This is a genomic window from Longilinea arvoryzae (assembly GCF_001050235.1).
Taxonomy (GTDB): domain Bacteria; phylum Chloroflexota; class Anaerolineae; order Anaerolineales; family Anaerolineaceae; genus Longilinea; species Longilinea arvoryzae.
On sequence record NZ_DF967972.1, the window covers coordinates 1,052,315 to 1,078,391 of the forward strand.

Annotated in this window: 29 protein-coding genes; 27 read left to right on the plus strand and 2 right to left on the minus strand. The window is 55.3% G+C overall.

The features are described from left to right. Positions 1 to 5 precede the first annotated feature (5 nt). Positions 6 to 1,214, plus strand: a complete 1,209-nt coding sequence (locus LARV_RS04695; protein ID WP_075072540.1) for a C39 family peptidase — start codon at positions 6 to 8, stop codon at positions 1,212 to 1,214. A 12-nt stretch (positions 1,215 to 1,226) separates the two neighbouring features. Continuing rightward, entirely contained in the window at positions 1,227 to 1,853 is a 627-nt protein-coding gene (locus LARV_RS04700; protein WP_075072541.1) for a hypothetical protein, read from the plus strand. 558 nt (positions 1,854 to 2,411) lie between these two features. Here the strand turns inward: LARV_RS04700 and LARV_RS20070 are convergent. Together LARV_RS20070 and LARV_RS04710 are read right to left on the minus strand one after the other, a co-directional pair. Continuing rightward, entirely contained in the window at positions 2,412 to 2,882 is a 471-nt protein-coding gene (locus LARV_RS20070) for a hypothetical protein (protein ID WP_152031692.1), read from the minus strand. After that, a complete protein-coding gene (locus LARV_RS04710) occupies positions 2,879 to 3,109 on the minus strand; it encodes a ribbon-helix-helix domain-containing protein (RefSeq protein WP_075072543.1) in 231 nt (76 codons plus the stop codon). Before LARV_RS04710 ends, LARV_RS20070 begins: the two co-directional genes overlap by 4 nt. A 230-nt stretch (positions 3,110 to 3,339) precedes the next feature. On the opposite strand from LARV_RS04710, the gene LARV_RS04715 reads away from it, so the two are divergent. The 25 genes from LARV_RS04715 to LARV_RS04825 all read left to right on the plus strand — a co-directional run bounded on the left by LARV_RS04715 (position 3,340) and on the right by LARV_RS04825 (position 26,068). After that, positions 3,340 to 3,876, plus strand: a complete 537-nt coding sequence (locus LARV_RS04715) for a hypothetical protein (protein WP_075072544.1) — start codon at positions 3,340 to 3,342, stop codon at positions 3,874 to 3,876. Continuing rightward, positions 3,876 to 5,189 carry a hypothetical protein gene (locus LARV_RS04720; protein ID WP_075072545.1) on the plus strand — a complete coding sequence of 438 codons (1,314 nt, stop codon included), beginning with the start codon at positions 3,876 to 3,878 and terminating at the stop codon, positions 5,187 to 5,189. The genes LARV_RS04715 and LARV_RS04720 overlap by 1 nt, the downstream gene beginning before the upstream one ends. A gap of 23 nt (positions 5,190 to 5,212) precedes the next feature. Further along, positions 5,213 to 5,896 carry a hypothetical protein gene (locus tag LARV_RS04725; RefSeq protein WP_075072546.1) on the plus strand — a complete coding sequence of 228 codons (684 nt, stop codon included), beginning with the start codon at positions 5,213 to 5,215 and terminating at the stop codon, positions 5,894 to 5,896. 127 nt (positions 5,897 to 6,023) lie between these two features. Further along, positions 6,024 to 6,260, plus strand: coding sequence for a hypothetical protein (locus LARV_RS04730; protein WP_075072547.1), 237 nt, complete (start codon positions 6,024 to 6,026; stop codon positions 6,258 to 6,260). A gap of 154 nt (positions 6,261 to 6,414) precedes the next feature. Then, positions 6,415 to 9,906 carry a serine-rich protein gene (locus LARV_RS04735; protein ID WP_075072548.1) on the plus strand — a complete coding sequence of 1,164 codons (3,492 nt, stop codon included), beginning with the start codon at positions 6,415 to 6,417 and terminating at the stop codon, positions 9,904 to 9,906. Positions 9,907 to 9,959: 53 nt separating this feature from the next. After that, a complete protein-coding gene (cpaB, locus tag LARV_RS04740; protein WP_075072549.1) occupies positions 9,960 to 10,880 on the plus strand; it encodes a Flp pilus assembly protein CpaB in 921 nt (306 codons plus the stop codon). A gap of 9 nt (positions 10,881 to 10,889) precedes the next feature. Continuing rightward, positions 10,890 to 12,203 carry an AAA family ATPase gene (locus tag LARV_RS04745; RefSeq protein WP_075072550.1) on the plus strand — a complete coding sequence of 438 codons (1,314 nt, stop codon included), beginning with the start codon at positions 10,890 to 10,892 and terminating at the stop codon, positions 12,201 to 12,203. A gap of 8 nt (positions 12,204 to 12,211) precedes the next feature. Beyond that, entirely contained in the window at positions 12,212 to 13,510 is a 1,299-nt protein-coding gene (locus tag LARV_RS04750) for an ATPase, T2SS/T4P/T4SS family (protein WP_075072551.1), read from the plus strand. A 2-nt stretch (positions 13,511 to 13,512) separates the two neighbouring features. Then, positions 13,513 to 14,394, plus strand: a complete 882-nt coding sequence (locus LARV_RS04755; protein WP_075072552.1) for a type II secretion system F family protein — start codon at positions 13,513 to 13,515, stop codon at positions 14,392 to 14,394. 1 nt (position 14,395) lies between these two features. Continuing rightward, positions 14,396 to 15,256, plus strand: a complete 861-nt coding sequence (locus tag LARV_RS04760; RefSeq protein WP_075072553.1) for a hypothetical protein — start codon at positions 14,396 to 14,398, stop codon at positions 15,254 to 15,256. After that, positions 15,256 to 15,828: an isoprenylcysteine carboxylmethyltransferase family protein gene (locus LARV_RS04765; RefSeq protein ID WP_075072554.1), complete on the plus strand. Its 573-nt coding sequence runs from the start codon at positions 15,256 to 15,258 to the stop codon at positions 15,826 to 15,828. The genes LARV_RS04760 and LARV_RS04765 overlap by 1 nt, the downstream gene beginning before the upstream one ends. Before the next feature lie 7 nt (positions 15,829 to 15,835). Next, complete coding sequence (locus LARV_RS04770) at positions 15,836 to 16,174, plus strand: hypothetical protein (protein WP_075072555.1); 339 nt, start codon at positions 15,836 to 15,838, stop codon at positions 16,172 to 16,174. After that, positions 16,155 to 17,132 carry a hypothetical protein gene (locus LARV_RS04775; RefSeq protein WP_075072556.1) on the plus strand — a complete coding sequence of 326 codons (978 nt, stop codon included), beginning with the start codon at positions 16,155 to 16,157 and terminating at the stop codon, positions 17,130 to 17,132. Before LARV_RS04770 ends, LARV_RS04775 begins: the two co-directional genes overlap by 20 nt. Then, the gene (locus LARV_RS04780) at positions 17,129 to 17,845 is read left to right on the plus strand and encodes a CpaB family protein (RefSeq protein WP_075072557.1); all 717 of its coding nucleotides are present in this window, start codon (positions 17,129 to 17,131) and stop codon (positions 17,843 to 17,845) included. The genes LARV_RS04775 and LARV_RS04780 overlap by 4 nt, the downstream gene beginning before the upstream one ends. Then, positions 17,821 to 19,155, plus strand: coding sequence for an ATPase, T2SS/T4P/T4SS family (locus tag LARV_RS04785; protein WP_075072558.1), 1,335 nt, complete (start codon positions 17,821 to 17,823; stop codon positions 19,153 to 19,155). Before LARV_RS04780 ends, LARV_RS04785 begins: the two co-directional genes overlap by 25 nt. Before the next feature lie 8 nt (positions 19,156 to 19,163). Continuing rightward, entirely contained in the window at positions 19,164 to 19,817 is a 654-nt protein-coding gene (locus tag LARV_RS04790) for a hypothetical protein (RefSeq protein ID WP_152031694.1), read from the plus strand. Between the two features lie 12 nt (positions 19,818 to 19,829). Next, entirely contained in the window at positions 19,830 to 20,417 is a 588-nt protein-coding gene (locus LARV_RS20550; protein WP_201785874.1) for a zinc ribbon domain-containing protein, read from the plus strand. Further along, complete coding sequence (locus LARV_RS04800) at positions 20,414 to 21,301, plus strand: hypothetical protein (RefSeq protein ID WP_075072560.1); 888 nt, start codon at positions 20,414 to 20,416, stop codon at positions 21,299 to 21,301. The genes LARV_RS20550 and LARV_RS04800 overlap by 4 nt, the downstream gene beginning before the upstream one ends. Further along, positions 21,301 to 22,143, plus strand: coding sequence for a hypothetical protein (locus tag LARV_RS04805; RefSeq protein ID WP_075072561.1), 843 nt, complete (start codon positions 21,301 to 21,303; stop codon positions 22,141 to 22,143). The genes LARV_RS04800 and LARV_RS04805 overlap by 1 nt, the downstream gene beginning before the upstream one ends. Before the next feature lie 28 nt (positions 22,144 to 22,171). Beyond that, complete coding sequence (locus LARV_RS20305; RefSeq protein WP_172797776.1) at positions 22,172 to 22,342, plus strand: hypothetical protein; 171 nt, start codon at positions 22,172 to 22,174, stop codon at positions 22,340 to 22,342. A gap of 62 nt (positions 22,343 to 22,404) precedes the next feature. Next, entirely contained in the window at positions 22,405 to 22,551 is a 147-nt protein-coding gene (locus LARV_RS20310) for a hypothetical protein (RefSeq protein ID WP_172797777.1), read from the plus strand. Continuing rightward, positions 22,526 to 22,969, plus strand: a complete 444-nt coding sequence (locus LARV_RS04810) for a TadE/TadG family type IV pilus assembly protein (protein WP_083522320.1) — start codon at positions 22,526 to 22,528, stop codon at positions 22,967 to 22,969. The genes LARV_RS20310 and LARV_RS04810 overlap by 26 nt, the downstream gene beginning before the upstream one ends. Then, entirely contained in the window at positions 22,966 to 23,466 is a 501-nt protein-coding gene (locus tag LARV_RS04815; protein ID WP_075072563.1) for a hypothetical protein, read from the plus strand. Before LARV_RS04810 ends, LARV_RS04815 begins: the two co-directional genes overlap by 4 nt. Next, complete coding sequence (locus LARV_RS04820; RefSeq protein WP_152031695.1) at positions 23,463 to 25,130, plus strand: hypothetical protein; 1,668 nt, start codon at positions 23,463 to 23,465, stop codon at positions 25,128 to 25,130. The genes LARV_RS04815 and LARV_RS04820 overlap by 4 nt, the downstream gene beginning before the upstream one ends. A gap of 245 nt (positions 25,131 to 25,375) precedes the next feature. Further along, positions 25,376 to 26,068, plus strand: a complete 693-nt coding sequence (locus LARV_RS04825; protein ID WP_075072565.1) for a hypothetical protein — start codon at positions 25,376 to 25,378, stop codon at positions 26,066 to 26,068. Positions 26,069 to 26,077 lie beyond the last annotated feature (9 nt).

Below are 26,077 nucleotides of genomic sequence, written 5' to 3' on the forward strand. Positions count from 1 at the left end.
CGCCTATGTTACTGATGCAGACCGAAGAGGTGCAGTTGGTGGTGAGGCAGTGCCGTCAGGCGCTTGACGCCATTGATGATTGTGCCTCCTCCATGAATTCTTCCCTTGGGTACCTCGACTGGGTCTCGCCAGCATCAGCCGGTTTCTGTGAGGAGGCACAGGCCTGCACTCGGCAGGTCGCGTCGCTGGTGGAGACGGGACGGGACCTATTTGCGCGATTGGATCGCGAGCAGGTAGCCTGGAAAGAGATGGGGAAAGGTTTTCAACCAGTACAAATTAATACTGCCTATTTGCTTGCCATGGCAGGTGGGGGAACAGTGGGGGCATGGAGTTTATCCAATCTCTTGCCCGGGTTCTCCCGGTTGACCGGCCTGATGAACCAATGGATTAATCGTTTGCCTGACTGGGCAAAGAAATTGATTAGTAAACAATTACCGGTTGATCAGGCTGGAGATTTTTTACCGCCTGCAAAAACGGGTGTTATCCCACGTGCCTGGTTGGATAAAAATGACAACACCGGAGACCAACAGCCCATATCTCCGGTTGACGAAAACAACCAAAACCGACAGCCTGCAGCGGAGCAGGTGAACCTTCCATCGAATACCAACGGCCAGAATGAATCTGCCAATCCGAGTCAGAGTACTGAGACAAAAGAGGCCACCGCATCAAGTGAGGCTTTCAGTGTGCCGGTTAAGAGCCAGAAAGGCTTGAAAGCGGATGGGAAAGGCACGGATTATGGTTGTGTCCCTACCAGTGCCAGCATGATTACAGACTACTGGCATGATAGGGATGAAACTAACCAAACGCTCTCAGCTCAGGATCTGGTGAATATGAATATAGAGCAGAAGGATTTTTCTGCAGATAGTGGAATGGCGATCAATAAATTGGAAAATGATCTAGAACCCCTCGGTTACGAAGTTGAGACAATCACAGGAACTGCTGATAATGCTGCTGATCAGTTGACTAAATTGAAATCAGCGGTAAATGAGGGGCCTGTCCTCGCAAATATTCATTTAGGGCTAACCACAAATGGATATTCCCACGCCGTGGTAGTGAATGCGATGACGGATGAAAAGGTAACCTACAATGATCCCTGGACAGGTACAACTGAAACCGTCGCGGTGACGGAATTTGATAAATCCTGGGGTGCCAGTTTCGGATTAAAGTATCCGGTGAGAAATTATGTAACTATTAAACCAGCGAATAGCAACTAGATGGATCAAGGGATGAAGATCACGCCAGATAAATTTTCCATAAAGTTTACAAATGCCGAGCTGGCATTCGCGACCAGTGCACTGGGTTTCCATCAAATAAGTCTTTTTACCCAAGAGGATTGGCAGAATCTTGAGCAATTGATGGCAACGGGACAACGGTCCTTGCAGGCACGCGGTCTGGTGAGTGTAGGTGTCTCTAATCAAATGGAGATGGATGTTTTTCTTGACGGTTTGATCCACTGGATACAGGACCCAGAATGGGTAATGGTGTTTAAGGTACATAGGCCCACGGCTGAAGATACCTGGACAGTTTTTTTTCGACAGGATTATCTGTTATGCCACCATATGGGTGATACAGTTGAGTTCACCTTGTTTGAATCCGCAGAGAAGGCGCGATTCAACATTTTGCATCAAATTGGCTTGGGAATGGTAACTGCTCCCCCTCCGATATTACAGCGGGAAAAGGTTCAAGCCGTGATTGATGTAAGCCTCTGGCAAAGGCGACAGGGCGAGAAAATCTGGCGGGGATCCAAGCGTTTTCAAAACACCCCTCAGGGGAGCTATTTGGAAATATCAGCGGACGAGAGCCGTTATCAAGCAGTTTCCATGACTGATTTGCTCTCTATAGGGTTTATATAAATAACCCAAGCAAACATGAGCCTCGGCTAACCCTCTAACACGATAATCCTCGTTATTTTCAGGACAGTTGCTGCCTTGAGAGCTTAGAGAAACGAAAACCATGCGAATGCTGGTAAAGTAAAAGTGCGCAAGCCAAAACTGAACCAAGAGAACGCATGATTACTCAAATTGTACTCATTTTTTGCCTGTGGGATGATCTGCTGAAAGCTCAGTACAATAGAGAGGATAAGCAAAGCCGGTTGAAAGATGCGGGAATGATGACTGAGGTCATTATGGCGAAGCTGCAATTTCAAGGAAACTTCCGCACAGCGTTCCAGTTCGTGTACAAATATAGCTCTATACCGCGAATGTTGAGTAGAAGTCGCTTCAATCGTCGGTTACATCCTATCGTTGATCTATTCCTGCTCTGTTTCTATAACTGGTTGGACCCTGAGAGGTGCTCAATGAGCGTTCCGACTGATTTTTTTGTACAAAACTCGCCTTTAGCGATGAACACTGCCATATTTGTCGGAAAATGTTCCGATTTCGCCTGTGTTTGGCGTTACTCTTACTCGAAACCTAAGTTCTGTACCATAAATTAGCTACTGGGCGAAATCGGCATCCGGGATTTGCCTTCCCAAGCATTGTCCAGCTTAATTGTTCCACTACATTCCACCAAATGCGTGGAACTTGGTCCCATGAGGCATTCTCAACCCCTTTTGGAATATCCGAATCGGGAGCTGTAACGCTTGCCAGGAAGCCATCGGGATGAATTCCAATATCTGTATAAACAACCGAGTACAGGGGACCAAGTGCAACAAGTGACAGAAACATTCCCCAACCACAGCGGGATGGCTTCACTTCTTTTGCGGCATCAATCCGATCTGCTATAAATTGCCAGTACGTCATTCCGGAAGGTGTCTGAGAAACCTGCATGGGCTGGCTTCCCTTGTAGGCTACAAAGAGCAGGGGAACACAAATCGCTAAAATCATTGCGACCGAGATCACTTTCCGGATCAAGCTAAATACGACTGCGACGATCTTCATCATTTTTCCTCGTTGTTCTTTTCGACTGCATAGGAGTCGTCTGGTTTGCCGTGGTCATGAACGAGCCGCCCAAAGCGTAGTTCTTCGCGATACATACGGTCTAGGGCGATTTCGACAACATCGCTTTCACTGCGGCCCATTTCGCTGGTCATCTCTTTCAACTGGTAGATGCTCTCCCGGCTGAGGCGAAAAGAATGCACCTGTTTGTTTGCGGAATTGGTCTTTGGCATGTTGCTCCATCTTGTAATCCATTTTCTTCTAATGTAATACTCTAGTGATACTTTGTCAAGTAAATAATTGATTTTTCGTTATTCATTCACAATGCTATAATGACACTGTAAATCGAATACCCAATAGGGCCGCATTTAACGCCAGCCATCCTTTATTCGAGAAAGCGCCCACCTGCAGTTTTGCATTTCGCAACTGCGCGTGGACGCTTTTATTTTGTCACGAGGTCAAATTGCGTGAATTCAACATCTCAAAACGGTCTCTTATACTATTTTTCCTCCTGATCGCTCTCATCCCTGCCGGAATATTGGCGATCCAATATTCAGATCGGATTATTCCGCATCCTACACCAACGCCACCGGTTGACGATACCGAGGCCTCAGAGGCCGTCATCGCCGGCGTGGAAACCTTCTTCACGGTGAATTATGAGGAAGGAAAAGATGCCTGGCTGGAGCGTTTCTGCTCGAACAGCACGCAGTCGGGCTGTCTGTTCGCCACCAGCGGGTCCACTTCTCTTTGGCGTCGCTACATCGAAATGAAAACGGTCACCACCGCAGAAGTGTCCCCGAAAACCCTTATTCGCCGGAGCGAGAACGAACAGATCTGGCTGGTGACGATCCAGCTTTCTCAACCACTGCCTGGCAGCGAGAAAACGCAAGATGAGGCTTATGCCCTGGCGGTGCGTGAGAACGGCGTCTGGAAGTTTGACCGGTTTCTCTTGCCGCAGGAGATCGATGCCCTCCAGCAATCGAGTGAAGGAGTGGAGTAATGAAACTTTCCGAACGGTCGCTCCTCACTTTTCTGGTGCTAACCCTGATATTTAGCGCTGCCGGCCCGGTCAACGTTCAGGCGCAGGATCCTGCGCCATGGGATCAAGTGTTTGACGAAAATGGCAACCTTCGCTCTGACATTATCGATCTCGGAGAGACGACTGAGACTCCCTCCTGGATGAGCGTGGATCTGCCTTTCGGCCAATCACTTGATTTGGAAGCGAATTACCACCGCTATCAAACGGCGGAAGGGAATGTGGTAATCCTGCCTTCCGCTTCGACGCTTTTCTTCATGGCCTTAAATCCACAAGAAAGCGGCTTAATGGATTCTGCGGGGATGATGAGCAACGGTGCTGGCGGGCTAATTTCCTTCCTCGGACTGGTTGCCGGCGACAGCGTAAATTGGGATCGCCTATCGACGGAACGTCCTCAATACCAGACCCCCGATCAATTTTGGGATGCCGTGCTAAGCGGCAATGAGAATGTGTGGACGTGGTTTATGGGGTTTGGGTTTATTACCACCTTGCTTTCGATGTCTTGGAATGATGCCGCGTTACGCACTGCGTACCTGTTGTACCTAAATGGCGTAAATAACTGTGCATCCATCCCTGGCGACTGCTCCGGGATCGTCACCACTCCACCGCCACCGCGACTTTGCCCGGACTCGTCGATCTCGATCCAGCAGCCAACGGCTTCGATCAAGAAGATCGCTCCCAATAACCCGCTAGTGGTTGGACAGGACACCAAGGAACGGCGTGGCGCGGATGTCCAGGTGTTAATTACCATCCCGCCGGTGATTTTCACCTGGTACGAGCCGATCTATGAAGAAGAGGACATTTGCCGAGACGCCGACACTGGTGAAACCCCCAACTGCCGTAAGGACGCCAGTTCAGTCGCCAATGATGGGGTTGAGGATACGGAACTGGTTTTCAAAGAATGTCTGAAGCACATCGAGAACCTCCCGGATGCTGTCACTACGTTGCAAGCCACCGCCACACTCAGCGCGGCGAGCAAAGCCTGGATCACCGACCGGTTGGGCCAGACCCATTATGGCGCTCACATTTACCGCGAAAACTTCACCTTGATCCCCGGTTTCACCAACTGGAGTGGCAGTTGTGATGCCGGTGGCACCTGCACGGCTACCGGTACGGCGCTGCAAGTTCCCTTCGCTGATCCTGGCACATTCAACCTGAAATTGCGAGCTACCTCGCGAGGCACCAGTTTTCGAGGGATGACCATCACTCAACCCCGCACGATCAGCGAGGATGGGGAGTTCCAGGTGTACGTCACACTGCCTGCTTTGATCCCGTAGCACGCCATCGGAGCCTACCCGCGATGAACGATCTCACGATTTTAATCGGCGAATTTCTGGCTGCGCTGCCAACCTATATTCTCAACGGCATTCTGGTAACGCTGTATTGGCTGGCCGATTCAGCGTCCGCTCTGTTGAGTATCGGGTGCGGGGCAGTGATCATGCGCTTCGTGGATCGTGATCTTCAGAATCGGGCGATGTTCCGCCCGGCGCGTGAAGGGCGGGAAGTAATGATGCCAGATCCGCATACTGCCCAAACGCTGACTGGCATTGTGTTGGCTCTGTGGCTGGTCAGCCAATGGCAGATGGGCGCGCCAGTGCCCTGGATCGGCGCGGCGATGTGGTTGTTTGGGGTTGTGGTTTTGCTGGCGACACGCCAGCAGCAGGTGACCACGTTGTGGAATATCAAATCCGGAATAGCCATCTACGCCCTGTCGGTCATTGGCAGTCGCCTTTACCTGACCTATACCTCGGCGTTATCCGCTGAGCAATGGGCCGCTCTGATCGGTTCCGCTGACAGCGCCGCCATCGTATTGAGCAACACGCGTGGAAATGTGACCACCATCATCCTTTGGGCGCTGTGGTTGGTGATCCCGCTTGGATATTTCGCCATGCTGTTGCAGCAGCTTCTTTTGAACCCGATCTCGCTTTCCGCACCGGTGGCTGCAGCGCATGAACTGATTGAACGGTACCGCATCCGGCAATAGAGTGGCGAATGGAACCGGGTGATTGAAAGATTGCCCTGCTCTATTTTCTACTCTATCCCGGATGGATGAGTAGCTTCGTTAACGAGAGTTATGCCTTTCAGAAAACCCTAACGTGAGGAGTGCATAAATGAATGAGATATTGGATGTTTTTCGCGGTCCAGTGTTGAGCTTGATCTTCGTGATCATTGCTCTAGCTGGCATCATCGTCACCGCTGCTTTTGCGGCCCTGATCGCACAAATGGGCTTACTGCTGCGGATTCGCACCCGAGAACCGCAGCCACAACCCAGCCGCACCAGGAGCATCACCTACCGCATGCCGGCAGGCGCACCGGTTGTTCGCTCGCCCAAGCATTCCGTTCGTTAAACGGGCAACCGAACAAGCGTGACGCAGTGAGGAAACTGGATCAACAACCATCGAAAGCGGATATCTCTTGCGCAAGCAAGGGATGTCTCGCAGGCTCACCAACCGGATTTTGGCGATCTGGCGAGACATTCACACCACTGCAACTGGAAACCACATGGCAACCATCCTCAACCAGATAACCGAATTCATTCCATGGCTGCATCCCAAAGACCAGCTGTCCATCCCGGATGATCTTCGAATTGAAAACGCCGGCATCAAGTTTGATACAACAAGGCACGTATTGGACGCCATCTGGTTGAAGGCAATTGAGCAGGAAGGTGGGGCTTCTTACGAAGGCTATCGGGTCATTCGCCTTTTGCACCTGGTTTATATTCCGCTAGATGTACGCCGGGATGCCGGCCTGCTGCAGAAGATGCGCACGGCTCTACGTGGCATGTACGGTTCCGGAATCAACCTGGTGTATCTGGCTGCCGGTATCTTTGATCCGCCCATCGGCATCGTCCAATGCTATGGCGTTTCAGCTTTTCACACTTCTCTGGAGGAAGCAGAGCGTAAATCACGGCTGGATTTGGCGGTACTCCATTCCACACTGGCCGGCGCTTATCGGCAAGCCAGGCTGGAACCTCTCACCATTGAAATCGCTGATTGGGTCTTTCGGTCACTGCAGGAAATGCCGCATGCCATCGTAACCGTTGGTCATCCAGATCCACGAGAAAACGCGCGCGGCGGAGACCAATCGTTGCGTGATCCCCTGGCCGGGTCTGCAAACGCGCCGCAGCAATACGCTTTACAGCAGAACGAGCTGCTTTTTCGCGGGATGAGCACGCTGCGTGAGGAATTCCTGATGATGGTGCTCGCCAATCATGTCTCGTTGAAAAGCATCACCACCATGCTGGCTGCCCAGGCGGAAAATACATCGGTCTATGCCTCGCGGCAAATGGGCGTGCGGTTAGCTTCTTTCGGCGTCAGCCTGCCGGCCATATTGACCGGGGGTCTTTCTGAAAATGCGTCCAATTCGTATGGGGTTAACCACGCCACCGGCGTTTCCGAGGGTCAAGGGTCCACGGAGGGTGTCACCAATTCCGAAGGTCAGGCGCATACGATTGGCCATGCCAGCACGCGCGGCTGGTCCCATTCCGTGGGCGAAACTGAGACCGACACGATCGGTCAGGCCACGACCACCGGCATTTCCGAGACCAATGGCACAGCGCAAACGCATGGAGTGACCGCCACGGAGGGATCCTCCCATACCGAATCCTCCGGGATGGCGACGACACACACGGATAGCTCCGGGTATGGTGTCAATGGTGGTGTAGGTGGCAGCATCGCGCCTGCCGGAGTCGGGTTATCTGCCAATCTTGGCGGGAGTGCCAATTGGGGAAACTCGGATGGGGTGACCGCCAGTAATGGCAGCGCGGACACGACTTCGCACGCTGTTTCGGTCAGCAATGCTGCCACAGAAAGCCATTCCGAAACGCATAGCCAGGCGCAAACCAACTCGCAAAGTCACTCAGTTGCGCATTCAGAGTCCTGGACAACTTCCGGCGCGGAGACTGATTCGGTTGCGGATACAGCCAGCACGGCGGTCAGTAAAAGTCATTCGGATTCGGTCAGCACAACGCGCTCGCAATCTGAGTCCACTGGTATCGGGCAGGCGATTGGGCGCGGATGGACCGGCGGGATGAGCGTTGGCGTCGCGCCGTCCTTCTCGCTGTCCAACAGCTACCAGTGGCAGGAAGACCCCTACATCCTCCTGACCCATATCATGCGCACCCAGCAAAAACTGCTCGATATTGCCAGCAAAGAAGGTGCGTATTACACCGACGTTTACGCCCTGGCGCGATCTGAAGCCGGCGCGCAGTCGCTGATCGGATTGATCCCGGAAGCATTTCACGGTATTGAGGATGTTGTCACCGGTGTTCAGGCGCGTAATCTCAACCCGGCCGAAAAGGCGTACATTGGTCTGCATGCGCGGGCGTTTACGCCTTCTACGCGCGTGGAAAGCATCCCCGAAGTCATGAGCGGGTATGTCGATTCCACCCTGCTCACCATGCTGCAGTTGGCTGCATATACCGCACCAGGAATGTACGAGCATGGAACGGCGCTGACTGTGCAGGAGGAAACGCCTTCCTTCGCTTTTTACCCCAATTTACCCGGCGACGTGACGCTTGGCCACCAGTGGTCCAGCGAGACCGGTGAGCTCACCAAAGCGCTTTTGAATATCACGCCTGACCGTCATTTCCACACGGCCTTCGTCGGGGACACCGGCTTTGGCAAATCCATCGCTGCGGAGCGCATGGCATTGGAGACCACCCGCCAGTGGCATTATCGTAGCATCGTGCTGGACTTTGGCCAGGGCTGGCGGAAAGCTTTGAACTGGCCGGGGATGGATGGTCATGTCGATATTCGCCAACTCTACCCAGGTGGCCAGCGAGCCTTGCGCTGGAATATTTTACAAGTACCAAAACGCATCGATGCTGGGCGCTACCGTAGCATGGTGGCCGAATTGTTCGCCAATGCCGGGCGCATGGGTCCGCGCCAGTTGGGTTTTATCCGGCGCGCCCTGACCGAGATGTACCGCAACGCTGGCGTGCTGACTGGCGATCCGTTCGTGCAAAGCGAGATCTGGCAGCTCACCGATCCGGTGACGAAACGGACGCAGTCAATGCCGAATCCCTGGGCGAATGTGATGGACGCCGGCGAGAAAGCGACGATCGAACAGTACTGGGCAGAATATGGAATGACCAACACAATAATGGTTGGAGAGCGGATTGCCAATCTCGATCCCATCGGGCTACAGGCGCTGGCGGTTCACCGTAGCAGGCGCTTGAGCATGGTCACCCTGGTACAAAAGCTACATCAGTACAAGGAAGCCTTGCCGAAAAATGATCAGTCCAGCCACACCAGCCTGGAAGGTGTATTGCTGCGGTTGGAACAATTCGCGGAAGGCCAGATGGCGCGCCAGTATGGTGCTGGCGATGATGCCCTGGCGGTTGAGGATATCGGGTTACTCGGCGAGCCAGATGATCCGTGGGGAATTACGGTGATTGAGGGCGGCTCGGAGATGGATGAGTACCCCAAGGCCGCGTTGCTATCTCTGCTTTCCAGCATCCTGTACTTTGACGCGGTTGCCAGGCGGCGTGAAGCTCTGGATGGTTACCGCCGGTTCCCAACCATGCAAATCTTCTTCGAGGAAGCCAATAAGGTTTTGACCGGTGTTTCCGGAGGCGCAGCTTCAGATCAAGGCTCTGGCGACAACAGCAATGCGGTCAGTCACATCTTCCAAACCATGTGGCGGGATGGCCGTAAGTATGGCGTCTTCCTGCACCTGCTGGCGCAAACGGTCAACGAACTGCCGTCAGGGATTTTGTCTTCATGTGCCAACCTGTTCGTCTTTCAGACAAAAGACCCGAAAGATCGCGACCTGATTCTTCCCCATCTAGGCCGATCTGAAAAAGGACTGGTCAATACCGAGTACAAGCGCTACCTCGCGCGCATTCCGAAGACACTGGCGATTGCCAAGTTCGGTTATTCGGATGATGTTCACCTGCTGGAGCCGATATTGATGCGTCCACTGATGGTGGTATGCGATGAACCATCCGACCGGGAGATCTTCCGCAAACTCGGCACCCAACCCAGAATTTGAATCATAGCCGGCTGGTGTTAAGCCGGACTCTATTTTGAAACAGGAGACTTTTGATGGAACCCAAGAAACGTTCACCCCTGATCGCCATCATTTTAGCTGTTGTGATTGGCTTAATGGTGATCGCTCTGCTCAATGGCGTGATCCGGCCAACGCAGATCGTCGTGGCGAAATCCGCCATTGCTCCCGGCACCATTCTCAGCGATGTTCTAGTGGAACTGCGTACCATCCCGATGGGCGCGCGTCCGGCGGATGCGTTGACGAAAATTGAAGATGCCGCGGGCAAGATGCTGGCTGTAGGACGAGCTCCCGGCGACTTTATTGTCCAGTCGGTATTGGGCGAGATCGCCGGCGCGGGTATCCCGGCAGAATTACCCGAAGGGCATGTGGCGCTGGCGATTCATGTCAACCAAGCCAGTGGGATTGCCGGGCTGCTGAGGCCTGGCCAGACCGTCACGATTATTGGCATGCTGTCCCCCGATCTGCTCTCCGATAATCCGGTGAGCGTAATGACCGGCCCGTTGACGGATTTTGGCTTACCCACCGAAGTTCCGACCAGCGCAGTCCCCGGCGCACCTGTCCCAACGCCCACAAGCACGCCTACACCACAACCACCGCAATCTCCTCTGGCACGGTTGGCCGTGACCGGCGTGCGTGTTTTGATGGTGCCGCAGTCCTTCCGCTACGAAGAAGTGCCGGCTGGCGCATCCGAAGATCAGTTGTATTCCTCGGCGCGGACCACGATGGCCGCGCAGGAAGGTTCGGTCATCGTGCTGGACGTGCCGACCACGAAGATCGAGGTGGCACCCGGCTTATGGTCCGATCCGGTTTCGCTGCTGGCTGCGCTGGATCAGTACGGCACGATCCACCTGGCGCTGGAGCCGGCCTCAGGCCTGAATATTCAATCCAATGATGTGGTCACGCTAAATTTGGGTGATCTGTACGAAGCGCTGAACGACAATCGCGGCAAGAAATAGGAGCCGGGAATGACGGACGCCTATTCCAACCAAAAGGTGGCGGTTATGCTGGCCGGTCCCGGGCACGAGGTGGTGTATTACCAGATGCAGCCGCCGATGTTGGCCGATGCCCGCTTCATTGTCGCCGGACACGCCACCCAATGGTCCATGTTTGAAACCAACTTGAACAACCTCAAGCCCGCACTGGTGGTTGTGCAAGCGGATATCGCGCCTAATCCGGACTCTTTGATCCACATCCTCTCGCGAATGGCGGCCTGGAAAGGCGTGGCGGTAGTGATACTGCCTGCTACGCACCGCGATTTCAAAGGCGCGTTCGAACGGGTAGATACGGTGCGCGGCGTCTACATCGTGCCGGTGAACTGGATCGAGATTTTCCAAGCGGCGTATGGCTCGGTGATTACAGAACGTGCCAGGCTCTCGCAGACCGCGCCGATGCAGCAAACCGTGACTAGCTTTGCCAGCACCAGTAATTCTGCCTTCATCACCGGCACAAAACGCATCGCAGTTATATCGCACGCCGGCGGTGTGGGCTGTTCGACGATTGCCGAGAACCTGGCATACGAGTTGGCTGTGCGGATGAGCGTCAAAACGCTGTTGGTATCCATGGGCCTGCCTCCAGCAGCCGCGCCGCATCTCAAACTGCGCTATCTCCCCAATCTTACGGAGTATTTCGATCATCCCGGGAAATCCTCGTTTCAAGCGGCGATCCAACGCTGCGAAGCGCTCGAAGTGCTGCTCGCGCCCGAATCCTCGCTAGAGTACATGAAAATCCTTGAGCAGTCGGGGAAAGGGACAGGCGAGGGGACGATCAACGGCATGCTGATCGACTCGGAAGACGGGCGCTACGCAGCGATTGTCATGGACGTTCCAGCCAGCGAGGATTTGTGGATGGGTCACTCTATCGTCTTTGCCAACACTGCCTTGATCGTGGCCCGGCCCACGTTGTCCGATCTGGCAGCCACGCGCCATACGCTCAACCTGCTCCTTTCGGGGATGCGTAGCGAAAAGCGCCTGGCTAAGGAATCGATCTACCTGGTTCTTAACCAATTCACCGATCGCTCCGGCTTTACGCCGCGTAGTTTTCAAGATGAATTGGCCAGCACGGTAGGTTGGGCTCCGCCGATTGCGGCCGTTCTACCCTACGAAATGGGTTTAGCGCAGGCGCAGGATAACGGCATCCCACCGGTAACGCGCATCGACACGTTCGGCGGTGGTATTCGCTCAATTGTCGAGACGCTGTTCCCGGCGATGGGTAGCAGTATGGCAGCGTCGAAAAACAACCGCGGCGTTCTACGCCTGCCCAAGATCCGCTTCACTTCATAGGAGATTATATGGCAGGCATTTTAGGTTTGTATGATGTGTCCGCAGCGGCGCTGCCGGATGAAGCCGTGCGCCAGGCAGTTGTCAATGAGGTGATCGATCAGGTCAATCAGGAATTCCCGCCGGCTTTGCTGCAATCGCCCTCGGAGGCAGACCGCCAGCGCATCCAGGAACGGGTAGCGACCGTTGTCGGCGCGGCTCTGCGCAAGCGCAGCCTGCGACCAGGGTTTCAATATGAAGCCCAACTAGCAGAAGACCTGACCCGTCGCATCGTTGGGTTGGGTTTCCTCGATTTACTGCTGCCGCCGGTGCGCACAGACCTCTCGGAGATCGCTATTTACTCGAGCGGCCTGGTGCAAATCATGCGCAAATGCTCGGTGCGGTGGGAAAACGTGGATATGGCTCCCGAAGCAGGTGAAATCTGGCGCGTTCTGGATCGTCTGCTTGGGCCGCAGAACAAGACTTTGAATGAAACCAACCCAAGCATAAACGCCAAGCTGCCTTCGACGCCGCACAATCCCGGCGGCGGGCGCATCAAAGCGCTGCACCCCATCGTGACCCCGCCCGGGCGGAATCCAAGTGTCAATATCCGCCTGTACGAGCAGAAGCCGGTCAAGCCGGACTGGCTGCTGGAGCGCGGCGTAATGACGGCCGAGATGATGCGCCTGCTGCAAACCGCGATGGAAGATGGTTATCGGATCTTGATCGCAGGTGGCACGCGCACCGGAAAGACCACATTGCTCAGCGCGGTCTGCAATTTCCTGCCCGGCGGTTGGCGCATCGTCAAAATCGAGGATCCGGAAGAAATCTGGATTGACCGACCCACTGTTCAGACGGTAGAAGCCCGGCCGCAGGCGGTAGGAACGGACGTGAAGCCTTACACTCTGGCCGATGGCGTGGACGACGCCATGCGCATGTCGCCGGATTATCTGATCATCGGTGAGGTGCGCGATGGGCACGCGGCGATGAGTCTATTTCGGGCGCTAATGACCGGCCACAGTGGCGCTTGTACCTTTCATGCAGACAGCCCACGCGAAGCCGCTCGCCGCCTGGCAACGGTGATGGGCGCGGATGCCGGAGTGCGCTCGCACGAGGCCAACCAAATGATCGCGGATGCGGTGGATTTATTGGTGCAAATCGGCATCCGGCACGAAACACGCCGGGTGGTAGCCATCGCGAACGTATCTAAAGAATTGGTGAACGGCGATGTGGGCTTTGATCCCATTTATCGTTATGACGAGACTTCACCGATGGGCCAGCCGCGTTGGGAAACATCCGGCGCGTTGAAACCCCGCTTGATTGGAGGTTGAGCGTGATCAGCATCATTCCTCTTGTTGGTGTTCTGTTCGCCACCTTAATGCTGTTCTGGCTATATCCTCGCCAGGTCAAAACGGGCAAGTTGGCAGACCTGTACTCCGTGGACGCCGCCCGTTCCATGGCCGGCTTGAAACAAAACTCATTGGAATACAAGCTGCTGGCGTCTGGATTGACCATGCGCCCGACTACCTTCCGCCTGTTGTGCGGCGCAGCCGGTCTGGCCGGCGCGGTGATCACTTGGCTTTTTCTGCCCGGCTTACCGGCCCTTGTGGTGGGTGGCATCGCCTGGTACGTGCCGAATGCCTGGCTGGATGATCGGGTTCGCAGCCGCGGACGGAATGTTGACCAGGTGCTGCCCATCGCGATTGGGCGAATTTCTGCCGGGTTGTTAGCCGGAGGTTCGGTCCCGGATGTATTGCAGCAGGTGGGCGAATCCCTTTCGCTCCAGGGAAAAAATCCATTAACGCCGGAGTTGGCTCTGACCGCTTCCGAAATGCGCATCAAAGATCGTACCGATGCGCTGCGTGGTCTTGCTGCGCGCTCGCCATCGGTATCCCTGGCCAACCTGGCGCAGCTGCTGGAAGGTTTCACAGAAGCCGGCGGGCGAGCCTACACCGGGGTGTTGATGGACATTTCTACCCGCGTGCAGCAGATCCTCGTTGCTCGCAACCGGGCGCAAGCAAAAGCCGGCGATTCACTGGTATCCGCGAAAGTGCTGCCGGGTGTCCTGGTTGCTATCTTGGTGTACCTGAGTTCGGACCCCATGGTGCGCGAATCGCTCAATGCTTTGCCGGTGCAGATCGTCATCGGGTTGACAATGGCCGCGATGGTAGGCGGGTATTTCATTATGCGCTCGATGATCATGGAGGCAGCTTGAGATGACGGCTTTGATCCCTTTGATTGGCATTGGCGTTTTTGCCTTGATCATCTACCTGAAGCTAGAGCTGGCTCCGGCGGCTCCAACCGGACGCCTGGCTGAAACGCTGACCCCGGCGGACGGTATCGTACTCACCGGGTGGCGTCGCTCCCTTTCGGTATTGGATAAACCGGTTTCTAAATGGTCCCCGGCCGGTTTTGTACGCAAAGCCCGCGCGGATCTATATTGGGCGCAGCTGGCCGGGAAATGGATGGACTGGAATGACGTGCAGTTTATTTCCTTACGGGTCGCAGCTGCGATAGGCGGCGCGATTGTGGGAACGGTGGTGTTCGGAGAACCTGTTTTGACGTTGGTGGTGGCCCTGATCGGATTCCAGTACCCGGCGATGGCGATGGGCGGGATCGCCCGCCGCACGCGCCGCCAGTTCACGGCGCAGCTGCCCGAGTACGTGCAGTTGGTTTCCGCGCAAATGTCGGCCAACGTATCCATGGAAGAGGCTTTGCGCCGTACCTCTCAAGCGCAGAGCCTGGCAGGCAAGTGGATGCGTAAGGTGCTGCAAATGGCGCAAGGGCGCGATCTGGTGGAGCAAATGCAGCGCGAAGCTCAGGAATCGCAGCTGCCGGAATTGATCGGCATGGCGGTGCAATTGGAGTTTATCCGCCGCGGTACCGCACAGCAAGAACTTATGGGACAGTTGGCAACCAGCATCGCTGCCGATTACATTGGTAATGCTGAACAACGGGCAGAAAAAATCGGCTCGGAACTGGTTATCCCGATGGTGATCTTTTACTTCCTGCCATTCATGGTCACGCTGCTGATTGTGATCGGCTGGCCGATTGTGCAAAACCTTGGGGGGATGTGATGATCAACCAACGGGAACGCGACATTGCCGGATTTGCCTTCTTTTCCTTCGCTGCCTTGGTTTCGATGGAGGCTGCCTGGGAGCATCCGTCCATTCTCACCTGGCTGTATGCTTTTCACAACCTCTTGCTGGCGTGGTTTTACGCGCGGAGAACGCCGGCAGCACAATATGACCGCACTGGTCTGTGGCTGGGACTCATCGCAGCGCTGCTGCCAACCATCCCCTACGCCAGTAATCCGCCCTGGTATCTGCTTGTCCCTGGTCTGGCAGGATATGGCCTTTGCCTGTGGGCGCTGGTAACCCTGGGCCCGCGCTTTGGCATCGCGCCGGCTGATCGCGGTTTGACCGCCCGGGGACCGTATCAATTCTTGCGTCATCCGATGTATTTGGGCGAGTTGGTATTTCGGCTGATTTTGGTCTTCGCCTCTATAAATATCCTGCTGGCAAGCATCCTGGCGCTGCTGCTGGCGGGGATCCAGATCTGGCGCATTCTGCACGAGGAAGCGCTGATCTCCGGGTATGGCTGCTATCGCAACCTGGTGCGCTGGCGTCTGCTGCCGGGGATCTGGTGAGGGCAGCATGAGACGACTATGGGCAAATACGCTGTTCATGCTGGCTATTGGTGTCGCCGGGATACTGAAAACGGTGGACATTCCACAAAACATCTCGACCCTCGCCATTGTTTCTGTCGTTGTGTCGGCGGTTATCACCAACGTGATGTGGATCAAATCAACCGGTCTGCTTGGGGTCGGTGGTCTTTCCCTGGCTTACTCTCAATCAGGTGGGCTCAGCCAGGCGGCAAGCTTCTTGATAATCTTGATCGCCATTTTGGTGATCGGTGCGGTTGTTTTGATGATCTTCTCCGATTTTCCTATTCCATCCAAAAGGAGCGATTCTGATGAAATTCCTAAACTGTAAAAAGCCAGGCGCAGATCAGGCCGCCTTGTGTGTTTTGCTTGCTTCCGCACATCCCGATCAAGGGTTGATCGATTCGCTAGCCGAGAAAGAAGGCCTTTCCCTGCGGGAAGCGTTCACCATGCATGGGGTTATGCAAGCGCTACCGGGAACGAACCTGGTCATCCTGGATGAAGTGTTCGCCTCTTCGCTGGTATCCCGGGAATTGCTGAAACGCGCGCTGGAAACTAGCGGCATTCCCGTTGCCTCACCGGATGCCTTCCGGGAAGCACCGGAAGAGTGGTTCGGACGCGCCCGGTTGGCCGGCTCCCGTCAAATCTCTTATCTACCCTCCCGGCAGGCCATCTTGACGAGTTGGTCAGGCGGGGTTGGAAAAACCACGCTGGCTATGGCCCTTACTAAACATTTCGCCGAGCGAACCGGGCTACCTGCGGCATTGCTGGAACTGAGCATGGGTGGAAGCGCCATCCAGGCGCGGATCTCCGAGAAACTACCCGAGTTCTTTGCCATCGCCACGGAGAAAGCGGAGCCAGTAGTCTGGCAGGGTGTCAGCCTGTATCCCATGGATGGGCGCACGCTGGAAGTTCTTTGGAGTGAAGATCCTCAAGGCGTGCGGCAAGTTTTGAAGGATATCCGCCAGAAACACACCCTCCTGGTTGTGGATGGCTTTCCCGGCCATCCGCTCTTCCCAGAACTGTCGCAGCCATCTCCTGGGCTGGTCCATCTGGTGGTTGCTTCTCCACGAGAAGACGCAGTGGCACAGGCGCAGCGGTTGATGAAAGAAGTTCCCTCCCCCTCGCACCTGGTGATGAATATGACGCGCAATCTTGCTGACCGGGCGGAAAGTGGCATTTCCATCGCCCTGCCATTTCGTGAAAGCTGGGCGCAGTCGCTAGACGCGCGGCTGGCGGACCCATTGCTTGGCCTGATTTACGCTGGTTGGAATAGGAAAAATTCATGAATCGCACCGTTCAATTCATCATCGGCGTACTGGCGATCGGCCTCGCAATTGCGGCGGGGATCTACGGGCGTAATACCTACCTCAAAGAGGTTTCTACCTACCAGATTCCGGTTCCGGTAGCGGAAATTCCGCCTTATTCGGTTCTCACCAGCGAGATGTTTACGCTGCGTGATATGCCGCGCACGATGGAAAGCCTGCCCTACCACCAGAAGGTTGAAGATCTAAACGGTTTGGTCTCCGTTTCTGCGCTGGCTGCCGGTCTGCCAGTGGCCCAAACCAGTGCGGTAGCGCCGGCGCAGTTTCGCCTGGCGGACGCCGCATATGAGGTACTCTCCATCCCGGTTGAACCGGTCTCGGCGGTGGGTGGGCAGATCCAGATCGGGCAGCGCGTCAACCTCTACCAGATGCTCCGCCAACACACAGAAAACAACCAACCAGAACAAGCACAGGTGGACGGTGAGCATTTCAGCGTGGAGCGGATTGCACAAGCCGTATTGGTGGTGGATGTGCGCACCGCTCAGGGTGTCACCGCCGGGCCGGCTAACGAAGATACGAATGGCAACAGCGGCATGTCTGGCAGCAGCCAGCAGGTGGAACAGGTGCAGATCCTGACCCTGGCTCTCGAGCCAGAGCTTGTGCAAAAGGTATTAGACGCGGTGGCTTCTATGAAAAAACAGGGAGGGTTGTTATGGACGACGCTGGCAATTCCATAACCCCGCGGCGCAAGCCTCCTCAAATTGCACCGCTCAGCCAGACTGACCTGGCGATGATCAGCCGTGTCCGGGAGGAACTGGTATTCCTGTCGATCAAGCCACCTTCCTGGCGAGATACCGACCCGGCAAAACGCCGCCGGTTTTTTGACGAGGTGCGTGCGGTTCTGATGGATCTGGGCAGCAACACCGCCAACATCAACCGCGATGCGCAGATTGTCACGGACGCGCTGTCAGGTGTTGGCCTGCTCGATCAACTGCTGCGGGACCCATTCGTGGAAGAAATCTTTGTCCGCAAAGGAGAGGTGGCCGTGGAATATGATGGCGCCTTTCACTACCTGGGCAAGCTGGCGGATGATCGCTACTTTGAAGACCTGGCGATCCATGTAGCCGATCAGGGAGGAGCAACTTTACGCGGGGACCGGCCGGCAGTTTTGATCGATTTACCTGGTGGGGAGCGTTTCACTGCCATTGTCCCGCGGCTTTCTACCGAAGGCACGGCGATCAATATCCGCACTTTTGGGCGGCGGGTCAAAACCCTGGAAGAGATGGAGTGCACGGGGACGTTCACCAAGCGCGGCATTTCCCTGGAAGGCTCATTGAGCGACATCGCAGATGCGGATATCCGCTCGCGTATCGCCGGGTTGAATAACGGCCCGGATCGTTTCCTGGCCTGGGTAGCAGCCACACTTTCCGGCAGCATTCTTGTGGCCGGCGAAATGGGTTCGGGAAAAACCACCCTGCTTAATGCTCTGTCCGGTTTCCTCCCACGACAAGCGCCGCTGGCTGCGCTGGAGACCTTTCGAGAACTGGAAATTCAGCACCCGTTTCTCCTACGAGCTGTCGCGCCGGCGGAATTGCCGGATGGGACCAGCGGCGTAACCCTGGATTGGGTGCTGGACATTATCTACACCCGCATGAACCCGGCGGCCATCCTGGTGGGTGAAGTCGTTGGTCCGGAGGCTTTGCAATTCCTCAAAGCCACCTGTTTGGGACGTAAAGCGTTGACGACGATCCACGGTGGCACCGTTGAAGAAGCATTGATGCGCCTGGAACAACTAGCGCTGGCTACCACGCCGGAATTGGGATTGCCGGCAATCCGCTTGATGGTCGCGATGGGGCTGGATGTTGTTGCTTTGATGGGACGCGTCCCGCACAATGGGCGCGTGGAGCGCACGCTGCAAGCCATTGCGCTCATCAACGGCGTTGATGCAAATGGGGATTATCGCCTGCGCTATCTCTACCGGGCGAATGAGGAACAGTCGGTTCCGGTCATCGAAAAAGCCTACGCCAATCTGGAGAAATTATCGTGAATCGGATCATGAAATATGTTTTCCTCGCGCTGCTCGCTACGCTGACGGTGGCCTGCGTTTTATTTCTTGGATTCAATGTCAACTGCGGGATTACCATACCAAATCCCACGGAAGAACCGCCTACCGAACCCATCGACGTGCGTGATCTGGAAAGGCAGATGATTGACAAACTGAAAGAAGCACCCTGGCAAGGCTTACGCTTCTTACGCGGCGAAAAAGAATGGCGCTTCTATGCTTTGGCGGGCGAGCGCCAGACGGTCAAACTATCGGCGCAATTTGACCTGGTGAAAGTGTTCTTCCTCCAGGCGGATGGAGACCTGGATTACACCTGGTCCGCCACTGGCGTCGATATACCCGGTCATGGGTATTATTCCGTGGCTTCTGATCCTATCGCTGAAGGCAATGTTATCGAAGTTGCACTCAGCGGCAAACACGTTACCCAAAGCGGCGTTTACTGGGAGGAATGCAACACCGAATACTGCCGTCTGGCGGGCATGATCGACACTATCCTTGTTCTGGATGACAAAGGAACCGGGTTGACCAATGGTTTCATCCGCTATGGATGGGAACCACCCACCTATCCGATGTACGGATTTTTGTGTTGGCAAATTCGTCCGTATACTGTCAATCGGATTGCTTCGAACGATACCAACGCGCATTGATTGGGAGTAATTATGAATCCTGGTGAGTACAAAAAAGAAATCCACGTCAAGGTTGATCGCCAGTCTGGGCAGCTGAGTTTTTATGATCCACAGCATCCATTAGCTCGGAAAAACGGTATGGTTTCCCTGGGCCGGCACCTCCTGTCAATCAAGTTGGACCGCTGGCTGAAGCCTGGCGAATATGCCCACTTCATTGATGGCAATCCCAGCAATACGAACGCCGATAACCTGATGTTGACGAGCATGCCGGAACTAGCCAGGCTGCTCCACAACCGCCAGATGGAACTGGTCTGCCCGTACTGCGGGGAAGTGTTTCGGGTGTCTCGGTCTCATAAAAATCGTCGCGTTCATTGCACGAACCAGTGCCGTAACCTGCACAAACGCAAGTTTGAAGTGGATCGTGAAGAATTGGAAGCCATGGTCTGGCAGATGCCAACTACCGAGGTTGCCAGCACTTTTGGCGTATCGGATAAAGCCGTTGAAAAACGTTGCAAGCTGCTCGGAATTTCAAAACCGCCGCGCGGATATTGGGCAAAACTGTCAGCCGAGGAACAACGACGCCGCCTGGAGGACAACGAGATCCAGGGAGATGGGGAATGAACGACTTTACCTGGATTATTAACTTGGGGGTGATCCTGCTGGCCGTCGGGATTTTTCTGTGCAGTTTCCAAGCATTGTCCACCATCGTTGAGGTGACAACGCGTTTATGGAAGCGGATGTTCATATCCTGGGCAACCCGGCGGTTAACCGATCTGGGCATCGTAAAGACCGAAGGCGATCGCCGCCAGAAAACGCTGGACGGAAAGCGGCTGGCCGTGCTGATCGCGATCCCCGTATTGGCGCTGGCGGTCCGCGATCTGTTGCTCTCCCCGCTGATGATCTTGTTTGGTCTGCTGGTCATCGCCTGGATGAATTTCCAGTCACGGCAAAACGAACGCGGGCGGGTGAATGAGGATGCGGAACTGGCCGCGCTGCAAATGCGCTCTATGCTGTCCGTGGATCGCTCCCTGCTCAATGCGCTTAACAGCATTGAACTGCCTGGCGGAGTGCTCAAACGTTCGATCCAACAGGTTGTGACGCGGCTGCAGATGCACCAGCCTCCGGATCAGGCCGCGCAGGCGCTGAAGGGACTTCCGGGGACGGTCACCGCGCGGCTGGCGGCGTTGATTGCCAACAGTGCCCGCATTACAGATGAAATCCAGTCTTCTTTGTTGATTGCCTTGGAGCAAGAAGCTCACCGCCAGAAACTCCTGCGTTCAAAAATGCGCCAGACGCTGGCGTTGGTTCGGGGGATAATCCGCTTGCTGCAGGGTGCGGTTGCTGCCGCGCTGGTGTTCGTGCTGCTTTCTCCAACCTGGCGCAGCTTCTTTTTGCAGGACATCCCGCATCGAACGCTGTTGACTGTGCTAATGATCTGCTCCGTCCTTGCTAGCCTGTATTTTGAGTTTGAGGTCTACCAGTTAGGCAGCGGGGAGGCGTTCTAGTGGATCGCTATCCGCTTCTGGTGGGTTTCTCTTTCGCAATGGGTGTGGCCTTGATTGCGAATACGACGTTATCCGTGCTGTATTTATTTGGAAGGAGGTTGACTTATGCGGTGCTGCGAAGACCTGGCCGCCTGGCGGCTCTCGGTTTGACCAGCGAAAAAGAAAAAGGCGAACAAAACACGATTGATGCGGTTTATGGGCTGTCAAGCATACCCTGGACCAGTCTCTATGCCGCGAGCGCATTGCTGGCCTTGATCTTATTCGTGACGCTCGGAACCTATCTCCGAGGAACGAAAGCGGCTTTACTGATGCTGCCCGGCCTGGTATGGCTGGCCAGGCGTTACCTGATGCACCAGCGCCGGCGCTTTCTGGTGGCTCAGGTGCGCCAGTTGCTAGTGGATATCCGCCTGCACATGAGCCTGGCGGGCTCGTTGCTGTTAGGCCTGGAAAATATCGCCAGAACGACGGGAGAGAGTTCCCCCGTGTACCGTGCGCTGCAGCGGCGTATGTCCGGAGGGTCTGCCAAGAGCGGTCTGGACGTGTTGCAGCTGCTGGCCGGTGACTTGAAATCGCTGCATTTGATGCGCGTGGCGCAGCGGGTGAAGTCGGCACAGCAGTCGAGCGGCGTGATCGGGATAGATCAAGCAATTGCCAGCTCAATCGAAGAATTGAACGAAGAAATCGCCGGGCAGGTGGAAGAACAAATGCAGCAGATGCCTACCCGGATCACGCTCCTGGCTATGCCGTTTCTGCTTGGCCCTATCGTTATTCTGTTGTTTTACCCGTTAGTCGATCGCATTCTGTCCACGCTCTCGGGGACAGCGATTGGCGGCGGTTTCTGACTACCCTGCTCGATTCAAGGAGAAAAATATGTTGTTTGACAAGAAGGCATCGGAAATTCCACAGTTCGTGGTTGTGCTGGCAATTGTCGTCGTTCTTGGCGCCGCAGCAGTGTGGGGCATCCTGACCAATATCGGCGGTCAGGGAACCAACGTGGCGAACTGGATCAACAGCATCGCTGTTCCAGCCGCCCATCCCTAAACGAAACCTGTAATGCCGGTTGAGGGGGAAGACTCGTTTTCCCCCTCAACCAAGGAGTGCTTATGTTGCATGATCGTCAGGCGCAAAGCGTCGTGGAATACATCGTCATCCTGGCAATCTTTATCGGGTTGGTGGGCGGCGCTTTATGGCAAATCTTTGTGACCCTGCAGGCCAAATTCAACGATGTCAACGTTCAAATCGGTGAATAAATCCTGGCGGGCAGGGCAGGTAGCGGTGGAAGCGCTGCTTGTCGTAATCATTTTCGGCTTGCTGATCTTTGGTGGGATCGAATTGAGCCGCGGCGTTGCAGTCCGCCAGGCGCTCGACAGCGGAACCGGCGCAGCCACGCGCGCATTATCGCTGGATCCGGCGCAGTGGGGATTTGCGAATAATCTGGTGCAGCAGTCAGTCAATCAGAACGTGATGGGCACGCAGCCGCCGGTCACCTTGCAGGTATACGACACCAGTAACATGCCGCGAAGCTCCGTCTGGCTTTCCGGCAGCCCATTTGGAACCAGCTTCGTCATCGAGGCGGCTGTCCCATTTCAGGCGGATATCCCCTTTCTACCCGATTCAGCGGTAATGATCCGCGTCCGGCATTGGGGAATTGTGGAGCGTTATCCATGATCCGAGACAGGCGTGCTCAATCCGCGGTATGGGGTTTCTTGGGGATGATGGTATTTATCGCCATAGCATCCGGCCTGGTGGATATCTACCGGCTGTATGCTGCGCGAAATTGGGCGTATACCGTAGCTCAAGAAGCTGCCATGGCCGGCGCGTCGCGGGGAAGAGATTGGTCGTCGATGCTAGTGGATGGAAATATCAGGCTTGATCCGGACATGTCCAGGTCGCAAGCTCTGGCGGTAATCGATTCGGCGATGAGCAGCCGGGGAGTTGTGCTGTTTGTTAACGATGTGCGCGTGCTGCCAGATCCAGGAGGGGGGGTAATCACAGGATATCCGCCGCAACCGGTGCGTCTGGCCAGCGGCGCGGGGAATTGGCACAGCAGTGAACCTGCCGTTGGGGTGTATCTCGAAGTGCCGGTGAACTGGTTGATGCTGAACATGCTGAACCTGAATGAAAAGACGGTGCGTGTTTTCGCAGCCGCAGGAGTGGCGCATTGAAGTATTTATCTGCGTGGATGGGAACTCGTCACGCGAAGTGGCGATTAATTGTTGCAACCAGCTTGTTCCTGGCGTTCCTTCTTTGCGGAGTGCGCATCGCATCCGCGGCAATTTCACCGGAATATTTGAGGAATGGACGAACGTATGATCAGGAGAGCAGTTTTATCCAATGGACCGGAACCGTTGCCTATGTAAATCTGTTTCACCGGGATAACACCTCGCTGCCACCTTCGGAAGGTGGTGCCAGTTGCGTGAGTGGATGCACTGAACAGGTAACTCGTATCCAGGATGGAAGCTCGGTTTCAGGTAATTTTACTTACCTGAGCACATTCAATATTCAGGCTGCCAATAGCGGCGATACTCAAGTGGGTAGGGTAATCGTGCAGGCTTGCGGGCAGATCATTTATTCTGAGGATTTGTATGCTCCAAATCAGAGTGTGCCTGGTTTTGTTAATCTGCCTGTTCCAGCCTGGAACGTTCCAACTGCCGGTGATTGTGTATGGTCTATTTCTGCTTCAGGTGGTTATGTGGATGTTCGCGCGGTCACAACGGTATACCGCACCACATCTGTGCCAACCGTTGATCTCAAAGTCAATAACTCCAACGGACCGCTCAACCTGGTTGGTCCCGCCAGCTATAACTTGACCTGGACCAGCACCGATGCGGCTTCCTGCAGCGCCTCAAATAGCTGGAGCGGCGCGCAGGCCACCAATGGCTCGCAAGTTTTTTCCGGTATCACTTCCGGCTCTTACACGTACACGATCACCTGTACCAATCCGGCGGGCAGCGCTGAGGATAGTATTACCGTCAATGTGCTTTCCGCGCCCACTGTGACTGTATCCGTTCCGGCAAGCCTGACCGAGCCAGCCAGCTTCATGGCTACCTGGACCAGCAGCAACGCGGTTTCTTGCACCGGCTCGAATCGTTTTAGTGGTTTATCGGGCTTGACCGGCTCAAGAGCAGAAGTTTCTCTCCCTGCCGGTATGTATGACTATTCTGTTACCTGCACCAATGCTGCCGGAGCAACCGCATCCGACACGAAACGGACGTTTGTTTATGCTGCTCCGGTGGTTGACGTGAAATTGGATGGCATGGATGGGCCAGAAGTAACCATTCCGGGACCGGCATCGTATACGGTGACCTGGACCAGTGCGAATGCCGTTCAGTGCAATGGTTCTTCCAGACTGGCCGGTTCCTCCGGGCTTTCTGGTTCGCGTGCCGAAGTGAATGTGCCTTCGGGAACCGCTTACGAGTACACCGTGGTTTGTACGAATGCGCTTGGAGCGGCGGCCCGCGATTCGATCCGGGTGTATGTGCTTACGCCACTCAGCGGGACGATATCGGCTGCTCATCCCAGGCTGCTTCTCTTTGCCTCAAACCTTGCCCAACCGGCTCAGACATTGATTGGAACAGCCTCAGGTGGAACGCCAGTATATACCACCATTATCCATGTCCGCGCTCCTTCTGGATTGGAAACGCTGTACCCGCAGAGCGGCAGCGCGTGGACAATCACGCCGCTGTCCGTCAATGACCCGAATTTCGGTACTGCCGAAGAGGGAACCTGGACTGCGTGGGGGGTGATCACGGACGCGGCCGGTGCGATGTATCGGACCGCCAGCGTGAGTTGGGATGTTGCCTGGTATCCAGTTCACGGCAGGCCATGATGCGCTCTTACCTTTTACCACTACTTTCCATTTTATTTCTCTGCGCTGCAAGTCCATTACCTGTAGATACTGGTTTGCCTTGCGTGGAATCGTACGGCGCTGCGCCAGATCAAACACCTGACTGGCTGCGTGTTAACATCGAGTTAAGTGACCTTGCGACGCAGAACCGCTACGATCTTCTGGCAGGTCACTTACTGCAAAGTGGTTTCGTGGATGGATCCGTCTGTCCCGCTGGTGGCATTTACATGAACGGTTCGCCGAATGGCTGCGGCGTTGAAGCAGCATATCCTGAGATGCTGCGCTGGCAGAACCAATATGACCAGGCCATTCTCGCATCCGCTGCCACCAGCAACGTACCGCCTTATCTGTTGAAAGGCATGATCGCGGCCGAATCGCAGTTCTGGCCAACAGGCGATTGGATGAAAGGGGAGATTGGTCTCGGACAGATGACCACTTCGGGCGCGGATCTGCTCTTATCCTATCGACCAAATACGTACCAGCAGGTTTGCGCGCAGGTGCTCGGAGAAGAAGCGTGCGGAAAGGCGTATGCGGCGTTGACGGACGACTACCGCGCGATGCTGCGCGGGTGGGTGTTGGGTTCGCTGGACGTGACCTGTCCGTCTTGTAAGGGGGGGATCGATGCGAGCAAAGGGACGCAAGCGGTGGAACTGCTGGCTGAGACGCTTGCGGCCAGCTGCAGCCAGTCCGCCCGGGTGATCCGCATCGCCACAGGAAAACCCCCTGCATCATTGATGAGTTATGAGGATTTTTGGCGTTTCACACTTGCGAATTATCACAGCGGATCAGGCTGCATGTACCAGGCGCTGCGGAGGTCGGAAAATCCCACCACCTGGCCGGCCATCGCATCCGGCTTGCCGCAGGGCTGCTACAGTGGGCAGACCTATGTCCGCCGGATTGAAGAAAATATAGCGCCGTAGGTGATTATT

What these genes read in the sequence shown, in the direction of transcription:
- LARV_RS04710 (WP_075072543.1), bottom strand. Translation starts at nt 3,109, where the DNA reads ATGCCAAAGACCAATTCCGCAAACAAACAGGTGCATTCTTTTCGCCTC.
- LARV_RS04780 (WP_075072557.1), top strand. Translation starts at nt 17,129, where the DNA reads ATGAATCGCACCGTTCAATTCATCATCGGCGTACTGGCGATCGGCCTC.
- LARV_RS04810 (WP_083522320.1), top strand. Translation starts at nt 22,526, where the DNA reads ATGTCAACGTTCAAATCGGTGAATAAATCCTGGCGGGCAGGGCAGGTA.
- LARV_RS04735 (WP_075072548.1), top strand. Translation starts at nt 6,415, where the DNA reads ATGGCAACCATCCTCAACCAGATAACCGAATTCATTCCATGGCTGCAT.
- LARV_RS04725 (WP_075072546.1), top strand. Translation starts at nt 5,213, where the DNA reads ATGAACGATCTCACGATTTTAATCGGCGAATTTCTGGCTGCGCTGCCA.
- LARV_RS04765 (WP_075072554.1), top strand. Translation starts at nt 15,256, where the DNA reads ATGATCAACCAACGGGAACGCGACATTGCCGGATTTGCCTTCTTTTCC.
- LARV_RS04785 (WP_075072558.1), top strand. Translation starts at nt 17,821, where the DNA reads ATGGACGACGCTGGCAATTCCATAACCCCGCGGCGCAAGCCTCCTCAA.
- LARV_RS20310 (WP_172797777.1), top strand. Translation starts at nt 22,405, where the DNA reads ATGTTGCATGATCGTCAGGCGCAAAGCGTCGTGGAATACATCGTCATC.
- LARV_RS04815 (WP_075072563.1), top strand. Translation starts at nt 22,966, where the DNA reads ATGATCCGAGACAGGCGTGCTCAATCCGCGGTATGGGGTTTCTTGGGG.
- LARV_RS04745 (WP_075072550.1), top strand. Translation starts at nt 10,890, where the DNA reads ATGACGGACGCCTATTCCAACCAAAAGGTGGCGGTTATGCTGGCCGGT.
- LARV_RS04730 (WP_075072547.1), top strand. Translation starts at nt 6,024, where the DNA reads ATGAATGAGATATTGGATGTTTTTCGCGGTCCAGTGTTGAGCTTGATC.
- LARV_RS20305 (WP_172797776.1), top strand. Translation starts at nt 22,172, where the DNA reads ATGTTGTTTGACAAGAAGGCATCGGAAATTCCACAGTTCGTGGTTGTG.
- LARV_RS04700 (WP_075072541.1), top strand. Translation starts at nt 1,227, where the DNA reads ATGAAGATCACGCCAGATAAATTTTCCATAAAGTTTACAAATGCCGAG.
- LARV_RS04790 (WP_152031694.1), top strand. Translation starts at nt 19,164, where the DNA reads ATGAAATATGTTTTCCTCGCGCTGCTCGCTACGCTGACGGTGGCCTGC.
- LARV_RS04775 (WP_075072556.1), top strand. Translation starts at nt 16,155, where the DNA reads ATGAAATTCCTAAACTGTAAAAAGCCAGGCGCAGATCAGGCCGCCTTG.
- LARV_RS04695 (WP_075072540.1), top strand. Translation starts at nt 6, where the DNA reads ATGTTACTGATGCAGACCGAAGAGGTGCAGTTGGTGGTGAGGCAGTGC.
- LARV_RS04800 (WP_075072560.1), top strand. Translation starts at nt 20,414, where the DNA reads ATGAACGACTTTACCTGGATTATTAACTTGGGGGTGATCCTGCTGGCC.
- LARV_RS20070 (WP_152031692.1), bottom strand. Translation starts at nt 2,882, where the DNA reads ATGATGAAGATCGTCGCAGTCGTATTTAGCTTGATCCGGAAAGTGATC.
- LARV_RS04770 (WP_075072555.1), top strand. Translation starts at nt 15,836, where the DNA reads ATGAGACGACTATGGGCAAATACGCTGTTCATGCTGGCTATTGGTGTC.
- LARV_RS20550 (WP_201785874.1), top strand. Translation starts at nt 19,830, where the DNA reads ATGAATCCTGGTGAGTACAAAAAAGAAATCCACGTCAAGGTTGATCGC.
- LARV_RS04720 (WP_075072545.1), top strand. Translation starts at nt 3,876, where the DNA reads ATGAAACTTTCCGAACGGTCGCTCCTCACTTTTCTGGTGCTAACCCTG.
- LARV_RS04825 (WP_075072565.1), top strand. Translation starts at nt 25,376, where the DNA reads ATGAACGGTTCGCCGAATGGCTGCGGCGTTGAAGCAGCATATCCTGAG.
- cpaB (WP_075072549.1), top strand. Translation starts at nt 9,960, where the DNA reads ATGGAACCCAAGAAACGTTCACCCCTGATCGCCATCATTTTAGCTGTT.
- LARV_RS04750 (WP_075072551.1), top strand. Translation starts at nt 12,212, where the DNA reads ATGGCAGGCATTTTAGGTTTGTATGATGTGTCCGCAGCGGCGCTGCCG.
- LARV_RS04760 (WP_075072553.1), top strand. Translation starts at nt 14,396, where the DNA reads ATGACGGCTTTGATCCCTTTGATTGGCATTGGCGTTTTTGCCTTGATC.